This window comes from Vibrio sp. 03-59-1 (assembly GCF_013114135.1).
Lineage (GTDB): Bacteria > Pseudomonadota > Gammaproteobacteria > Enterobacterales > Vibrionaceae > Vibrio > Vibrio cortegadensis.
The window spans coordinates 1-8,077 of record NZ_VTYA01000034.1 but is presented as its reverse complement, the minus strand read 5'-3'; the positions used below and the strand labels follow the sequence as shown (position 1 = coordinate 8,077).

At 39.5% G+C, this 8,077-nt stretch carries 7 protein-coding genes and 1 pseudogene; 6 read left to right on the top strand and 2 right to left on the bottom strand.

The annotated features are described in order from the left end of the window. The coding region (locus F0249_RS19315) for a carboxymuconolactone decarboxylase family protein (RefSeq protein WP_171757225.1) at window positions 1–162 on the top strand (162 nt) is incomplete at its 5' end. 69 nt (window positions 163–231) lie between these two features. Here the strand turns inward: F0249_RS19315 and F0249_RS19310 are convergent. Then, window positions 232–495: a hypothetical protein gene (locus F0249_RS19310; RefSeq protein ID WP_253825353.1), complete on the bottom strand. Its 264-nt coding sequence runs from the start codon at window positions 493–495 to the stop codon at window positions 232–234. 195 nt (window positions 496–690) lie between these two features. Here F0249_RS19310 and F0249_RS19305 point away from each other — a divergent pair, with 195 nt between their 5' ends. Together F0249_RS19305 and F0249_RS19300 are read left to right on the top strand one after the other, a co-directional pair. After that, the gene (locus F0249_RS19305) at window positions 691–2,880 is read left to right on the top strand and encodes an alpha/beta fold hydrolase (RefSeq protein ID WP_171757548.1); all 2,190 of its coding nucleotides are present in this window, start codon (window positions 691–693) and stop codon (window positions 2,878–2,880) included. Then, window positions 2,877–3,929, top strand: coding sequence for a hypothetical protein (locus F0249_RS19300; RefSeq protein WP_171757547.1), 1,053 nt, complete (start codon window positions 2,877–2,879; stop codon window positions 3,927–3,929). The genes F0249_RS19305 and F0249_RS19300 overlap by 4 nt, the downstream gene beginning before the upstream one ends. Before the next feature lie 344 nt (window positions 3,930–4,273). Here F0249_RS19300 and F0249_RS19295 read toward each other — a convergent pair. Continuing rightward, window positions 4,274–4,467, bottom strand: a pseudogene (locus F0249_RS19295) (ISAs1 family transposase); the annotation flags it as partial. Between the two features lie 127 nt (window positions 4,468–4,594). Here F0249_RS19295 and F0249_RS19290 point away from each other — a divergent pair. Genes F0249_RS19290 through F0249_RS19280 form a run of 3 tightly spaced genes read left to right on the top strand, consistent with a single transcriptional unit; the run spans window position 4,595 to window position 7,604 of the window. Then, window positions 4,595–5,500, top strand: coding sequence for an AAA family ATPase (locus F0249_RS19290; protein WP_171757546.1), 906 nt, complete (start codon window positions 4,595–4,597; stop codon window positions 5,498–5,500). 2 nt (window positions 5,501–5,502) lie between these two features. After that, the gene (locus F0249_RS19285) at window positions 5,503–5,958 is read left to right on the top strand and encodes a hypothetical protein (RefSeq protein ID WP_171757545.1); all 456 of its coding nucleotides are present in this window, start codon (window positions 5,503–5,505) and stop codon (window positions 5,956–5,958) included. Then, a complete protein-coding gene (locus tag F0249_RS19280; RefSeq protein ID WP_171757544.1) occupies window positions 5,955–7,604 on the top strand; it encodes a hypothetical protein in 1,650 nt (549 codons plus the stop codon). The genes F0249_RS19285 and F0249_RS19280 overlap by 4 nt, the downstream gene beginning before the upstream one ends. Window positions 7,605–8,077 lie beyond the last annotated feature (473 nt).

The window sequence follows — 8,077 nt, the reverse complement described above, 5'->3', positions numbered from 1 at the left end:
ACCTGTACGCCGCAACTAAAAGTGCATTTGCATGCAGCCCTTAATGTTGGTTGTTCAGAAGAAGAAATCAAAGAAGTAATAATACAAATGTCTGTCTATGCAGGTTTCCCAGCTGCGTTAAATGGAATGTTTGCTTTCAAAGAAGTGCTATCTGAAAGGTAGCACTAGAAGGGCAGTGTAATTCAAAGCTGCTTGCACTTTCTCTATGCCATCAAACTATGGGATGGAACTCTATCGGGTTTTAGTTAAAGACCAAACAATAACAGCTGTTTTTGAATAAAGCGGTTTTTGATTTCCGTCAATGGGTAATCGTCTTTGGCAAAATAAATAGTTCAGGGCGATGCCGTCAATCTCTGCAATGATCGAATGATTATCAACCTGAGCTTCCGCCGCTGGAATTTCTACCAAAATCTCGACAAACGAGTCCATCATTAGCTGATAACGCTCTTCAAACAGCTCTGTTAGCCGAAAGGCACGTTCTAAAGGCAGAGTCATAGTGATTCTGCTTTTAGAACATCAATACCTTTTTATTCAACTACTGTTTTTGCGAAAATTAATCACGCCCCAAATTACTTTGGATTGCAAAAATATGCTAGTTGCATCTAAATTGTTTTAAAACAGATAGTTACTAGCTTAACTGCATGTTAAAATCTTCATAATACGACTAATTATTTTTTATGGAGTAAACGGATGTCCGCAATAAAATGGGTGAGTCTATTTTCATTTTTCTTTTTGACCGCTTGTGGTGGTGGAGGAAGTGATTCTTCAGATCCACGCCCTGCAATTACTTATTCAAATTATTCGATTACCGCAATCGATGGGTATTTACAGAACGCGACAGCTTGGCTAGATTCCAAAAACAGCGGAAAATACGTTTTATCAAATCCTACAGCAACAACTGACGACAAAGGCAAAGCGATACTCAGTATTCCTAATACGATAGTTGCTAAAGATTACGCAGTTTTTGTTGAAGCAAAACAATCAGTCACATTCGATAAAGGCCTAGATAGGCTGATAACTAACAGCTTCACCCTCGCGGCCCCTGCAGGAGAACAAATAGTTACCCCATTTTCGACTCTGATTTATCTTAAGATGAAGTCAGGGCTGACTCAAAGCGCTGCTATCACTAAAGTGTCCAATCAGTTACAGGTATCTGACAGTAGGATCCTAACTGATTTTATCGCTGCTAAAGATGAACGGATGACATTGATTGCTGCTGACTTAGTCCGCCTTAATACCTTCCCTGCTTCTCCGAAACAACTGGCAGATGTCGCCCTGAATCAAGGTAACTTTAATGCGGATATAGCCAAATACGCCAGCATTCAAAGTGATATAAATAACTTTAAAGGTGTAGCCAGAAATTCATCTAACTCTCTTGAATTAGATACGGATATTGATGGCGTTGCGGATAGTGACGATGACGACATCGACGGTGACAAAATACCTAATGATCAAGACTCGAACCCATATGACGTAGATCGTTATACAGCCTTGAACCCAAGCAAACTGATGTTATCTCAAGCTCAAGAAGAAGTTATATTAAGTGAACAATGGCACTACTATAAGTTGGAAACGCCTGACGACATTTTACTGAACGTAAGCTTGTCACAACTAACGGGCGACGTAGATCTATACATTAAGCAAGGTACGCTTCCAACCAAATTTGATTACGACTGTCGATCTAACAATAGCTATCAATCTTCGGAAAAGTGCCTGCAAAGGCTTAAACAAGGTCACACCCATTATATTGCTGTTGTAGCGCAAGAAGATTCTAACTACCGTTTACAAGCTGTGTTAGATGAAATCGATATCAATAAAGTAAGCCTATTGCTACACGGGCTCGCATCTAATGCAGCTACTTGGGATAACCTTGTCGCTGACGACAACTTTTATTCAGGCGCATGCCCCACACTCAACATTAGCAGCGAAATAGAAACTCTGCCTCAAGTTAACAGTAACGGCGAATCTTGCTTTAGGCTCAACTTTGGCGGTTATGATCGAGATTCAAATTTAGGTTCTAAAGGACTTGATGGAAAAACCTGCATTTCAGCATTAAATTGCAACGGTGATTACTCTCGTTTTGAACTTTTAGGTAAAGAAGTTGAAACTGCAATTAAACAGATAGTTGATAAGCTTGGGATCGATTCTGAAATTATCCTGCTAGGGCATAGCCGTGGCGGACTTGCCGCAAGAGCCTATTTACAAAGTGCAGATTCAAAGTACAAAGATTATGTTAAGGCACTTGTAACCACCGGCACGCCACATCAGGGTTCACCTTTAGGGCGTTTCTATCGATACATGGGTGAGAAGTGCACTCCCAAAAGTAGCTATAGGCAAGATGGTAGCGTCTGTGAAGATAGTTGGGAAGTTATAGAACTCTTGGCTGGTGAGCGCAAATACTTTGGCGTTCCATTTGGCGACTATCAAATGGATTTACTAGCTCCGAGTATTGATTTTTTGTCGCCAGAATCGAATGAAATTATTGATTTAAATCATAATATCTTAGCCCTTGAAAATATCACAACTGCTCAACTTAGCTATCACGGCACAAAGTTTGGTATTTTAGCTGAAGATTTACCCCTTGGAGGAGACTATGACCTATATGAATATGGGGAATGGTTTGGTGGTGACCACCCTCACCCAAGCACCTTGCGTTATATTGAGCAAGGTCAGTCGAGAGAAAGTTTTATTGGTGATGGGATAGTGCCATCATACAGCCAACAGCTAAGCAATTTACTTGTACCTCATGGCCGTAAAGTAGATTTGTCTTCAGCTTATGGTAACGATAACGTGATCCATACGGAGCAAACCAGCCAAATCACTAATTTGCACGATATGTTTGAGTTGGTTCGTACTTCAATTGGTTGGAGTGAGTTATGAAGACGAAAAAGAAATTAGCCATTGCTTTGACTGGCAGCGCAGTACTTGTCGCAACTTATTTTGCAACAAGTACTGCTGGTCAAACACAGAGTCATGTTCAAGCTGACGCCGATAGTTCGTTAACAACTGAATTCGCCAATGATAAAACTGCGCCATTAACGCAAGCAGACTCAGTAAAGATCGAGTCAAATCCAATAAACCCTCCTTCCAAGAAACACATCAAAGGTGATCAACAATCGGTAGTGGACAGTTATGCAAGCTGGATTGAAATGAAAGAGCTACTTGCTAAAGGAGAAGTGAATATTAAGCTTGAAAAGCAACTCATTGAGTCTTTAAGAAAAAAACCTAATCCGCAGGTTTATGAAGAGTTTGATCAATTGCTTCAAATAGCAGATAGCAATCTCAATTCTAGAAACCAAGAATATTTATTGAGCCTGCTTGCCGTCATTAACACCGAAGAGTCTGTTGGCTTGCTTCTTACTACTCTCGAGAACACAAAAATCACTGATTCCAATGCGATTTATGTAGCAAAGAAGTCATTACAAAAAATCTCACAATCAGCAGAACATATTAACCAGTTAGAGGCGAGTTTTGAAGCGATGTCCAGTGACAACCTATTCTTGCCGGATATAGTGAATGGAATCGCTAAAAATGCAGCAGAGCCAAATTTTGATTTTTTAGTCGCGCAGGTTGATACAGCCAACGAGAAGTCTCCGATAGCAATAGCGAGCATGACCAATATTACTAACGAACGGTTGGTACCTCAGTTACAACAGTTAATAAATACCAGAGCGGTTGAAAGTGAGTTATCAGTTGCCTCTTTAAAAACTTTGGCCAGCATGGGGCAATATGAAGCGGCTGTGGCATTGATTCAGTGGAGTGCTCAACAGCCTGCAAGCTCAAAAGCGTTTGTTGGCGAACTATTCTCGGCTGCGGGGCAAAGAAGCCCGTCGACATATAAAGCAATAGAGAAGCAATTACATCGCCAGCAATTTACCAGTACAGAAATAAAGTCGGTTATCGAAGAGATTTACTTACAAAGAAATTGACTCTGAAAAATACTTTGTAAATCTGTTTCACTTGGAACTGGTTAAAAAAATTACTTTTGTAAGTTGTCGCACCATTAGCTCTCTTGGTGTTGAACTAAATGATGCGCTTAAGCTTTCGGAACAAACTGACTGTTAGGCAATGGGGCAAAGGCTTTTATCTACTCTGAAAAGCCTTTGTCCAAAAGTTTGTTACACACGTCCACAATGTGTTGTGATCACCAAGCGACTCTGTCGTACCTTAATTACTAGGTTCTGCTTATAGCAAATGGTGGTCGCTCTTGGTGTTGTGTAACGTTCTTACATTTAGCTCTAGTATTTTGTTGAAGCTGATTGAAAGGACATCTTATTGCTTCTAGCATGGTTGTGTTCATCATGCATCGTTTTTGCTTGCCGACAATACTCAACTTTGTTGGCTCTGCTAGGAGTATATTCATTCATATTAGCATCCAATACCCAATGGCATTGACTCTATGCCCCAATGCTCTCTAACGGCTCTCGCAGCTTGCTCAGCGCTAAGCTCTTTGGATCTGATGTAGTAGTGTTTGTTATGTAAGATCTTTGATAAATTTTGCCTCTTAATTCCCACTTATGATAATAATAGATATAAGAATATTGAGTTTTTATGGCTCATTATGTGCATTATGGTTTATATCAAGGTTGATGGTATGGAATTAAGAGATAAGTTGTCTAAGTTGACAGCTGCATTATCGGAAGGTTTGATTGAGCGAGATACAGAAGTGAAACTAGCCGTGTTAGGTCTGTTAGCTCAAGAGAATGTTCTTTTTGTTGGTCCTCCAGGGACCGCGAAGAGTGAAATTTCAAGACGACTTGTAGAGGTTGTTAAAGATGCCTCCTATTTTGAATACTTGTTGACTAAGTTCACCACACCAGAAGAGGTGTTTGGTCCGCTTTCTATTTCGAAATTGAAGTCTGATGTTTATAGCCGTAATACACAGGGTTACATGCCGACATCTGATGTTGTTTTTCTAGATGAAGTCTTTAAAGCCAATTCAGCGATTCTCAACTCGCTCCTTACTATTATGAATGAACGCACTTATCATAATGGTGTAAATAAAGAGCAAACCCCGCTACTTTCAATGGTTGCGGCATCGAATGAATTGCCAATAGGTCATGACGAACTTGGTGCGCTTTATGATCGTTTTTTGATTAAGAAATTTGTCTCGCATGTGAGTGATAAGAATGTATCAAAATTGCTGCAACTAAACCCGAGTCCATTTTCATTACCTGATGAGTTAAAGCTGACTAGAGATGAAATCAAGGTGATTGGTGTAGAAAGTAAGAAAGTTGAAATACCAAAAGACATCGAAAAAGTGATCATCGATATCAAGAAAGCATATGATTCTAAATTTTCTGAAAATTCTGATGAGGTACTTTCAGACCGTAAGCTAGTTAAAGCGGTTAAAATAATGAAAGTGTCGGCTTATACATGTGGAAGATATGTTTTAGATTTATCTGATACTAGCTTGCTGAGGTTTATCCTATGGTCAGATAGTAATAATATCAATATAGTGAATGACATTATAAATCAGAATCTTAGCGGGAGGGTATAAGCATGTTTGGAGGTAGCGACGGAGTTTTTACTGCGATAAATCAAATTCATCAAGACAAGGTAAACAGAGAACTCCAAGAGCAGATTAACGAATTATTAGGCCAAGATACTCATGAGTATATGGTTAAAGTGAGCTGTAAAGATCTTACAAAAACACATATCTCTTGGATGAAAGAGGAGTTAAAAGTTAGGGGGCTTTTAGGTCATCTCAATGAAGTCGCAAATGATTTTGATGTAACTAAGTCAGCAGGAAAAGCAAAAGCTGGTTGTCGATTCTTTGAACAAGTAAATGAAAGAATTAAGCGGTATAACGCTAATACAAAGTGGCAAGATGAAAGAATTGAACTATTTTCACTTCCTAAGCGTAGCTTCTATATGAAAGCTCAAAGCAATACTCCGAGTGATAAAGATAAAGAGTCAAAGCTAGAACAGCAACTAAAGGCGAATATTTGGTTATGATACCGATAGTTGGAATGTTGTTTGGAGCGGTCACTCCTGCTCTTACAGAGTTTAGCTTTGTCAAGTTAGCTACAAAGGCAACTAAATACTTTATTGACGATAACTTCCGCTCAAAAGTAACACCAGTAGAAGGGAGTGTTGTCTATAGTGACCTTTACGCTGGTGTTGAGCACTCCGGTATCTATATAGGTGACGATGAAATATCCAATATAGTTGTAACTGGTGCTTTTGAATCCGAGGTAAAACTAGACTCACCTTCAACTTTTGTTGATAGTAGTAAGCTACACAGTAAAATCTACGTGTCTTGTGACTCTAATGGCGCAGTTGGTCATCCCATTGTTGCTGGTGAAGCGGAATCAAAAGTTGGTGATAAGGCATTCTATGGCCTACTCATTAAAAACTGTCATGAATTTAGTCGCAACTGCGTTGAGAAAGCCCCAGAAAATTCAAATCTAGGGCTTTTGGACAAGCTCAAAAGTCTTTTTGAAATGGAAGAAACTTGGGAACTTACCATCGGAGCTTTAAAGCGCTCTTCCAAAAAGCATATTAGTGCAACTAAGTGGCGTTTATGGGATCAGAGTCAAGGGAACTCCGTCTCAGAGAGTGATTTAAATCAGATATACGAGCAACTTAATAACACCCCCTTAGACCATCAAACTCTGCAAGCACTTAAACACTCTCAAGCTGAGTTAGATCGCTACTCAAAAGAGATTGAAGATGAGAATTTACCAACATCTGCATTGAAGAACCTTAACCAATATAAGAAGCAACTTGGCAAGTTGAAAAATGCAGGGGAAGAAGCATCTGAGTTAAGTAAGGGGTTGGGTTATAGTTTTACTTACAACGAATTGAAAGCTGCTAAAGATATTAATTTTTCTTCATTAGCTCAAGAGCTAGAGTCCAATCAAGCAATCAAAGAGATATTAGCAACCTTAGGGCGAGCTTATATTTCAGAGACGACTAAGCAAACACAAGTGAAGCGAGCTAATACTAACGAGGTTTATGGTACACACAAGAGTGCTGATATTTCCCGAGTGTTGCCTCCCGAACTTGCCTTGCTGGAAAATGAAGATCTCGAACACCTCTTCTACGCTAAATTCCTCGAATCTAATCTTTCAACATATAAGATGCTTGGTCATCACATTGATTTGGAAGAAAAGAGTGATTCCGAGGAAGAGAAAGGACCAATTGTCGCTTGCTTAGACACCTCAGGTAGCATGATGGGAGAGCCGATCTTAAAAGCACGAGCACTCTTATTGGCAATACACTCAATCATCACCAAAGAGAAGCGTGAGTTGTACGTGTTGTTGTTTGGTTCAAGTGATCAGGTTAAGGAGTTTCATCTAGGCGAAACATCTTCCACTGGTCTTCTGCCGTTCATTTGCAACGAATTTTCTGGCGGCACAGATTTCGAACACCCACTTAAGCGAGCTATCGACATAATTGGAAGCAAAGAGAAGTTTAACAAGGCCGATGTATTGATGGTTACAGATGGTGAATGTGACATAAGTGAGAGCTTTCAACGTACACTGGTAGCGAAAAAATCACAGCTAGATTTCTCTGTTCAGTCTGTTATCTGTACTGGTTCATTTGAGAATTCACATCAAACAACAGATGGCTTTAGTGATCGGGTTGTGGGTATCTAAATGCAGAACACCAGTACTTTAAGCAATTTTAAAAGTCAGAATGATTCTATGGTTCATTACTCATAATTATCCAAAAAATTTGTTACACATGTCCGCCATGTGTGTGGTTACCGTGTATCTCGAGGTGGTTGATTGGAGTGTGGTAATTTTACCACGTTGAATTTAAGTAGTGGTTCAAATTTGCAGCCTTTCGATGCAAACTTATGTGAACTAATGCTGCAAATTTCTTTGTAACTGTTTGAATTCTGGTTCGAGTTATGCGTATTCCTATATATAGCACTCCTTTCTATACTAAATCCCCTTAAAGTACTTAGTTTCACTCTCTACCCTTAATCATTATTTCATTAGATCAATAGCAATTCCTCTACTTGTAGTGGTACGCTGAATTTGGTCACTTAGTTAGAGGTGATATCATCACCTCATAAGTTAACAGGTGACATTATGACAAAACGTACAAGAAGACTATTTAGCGC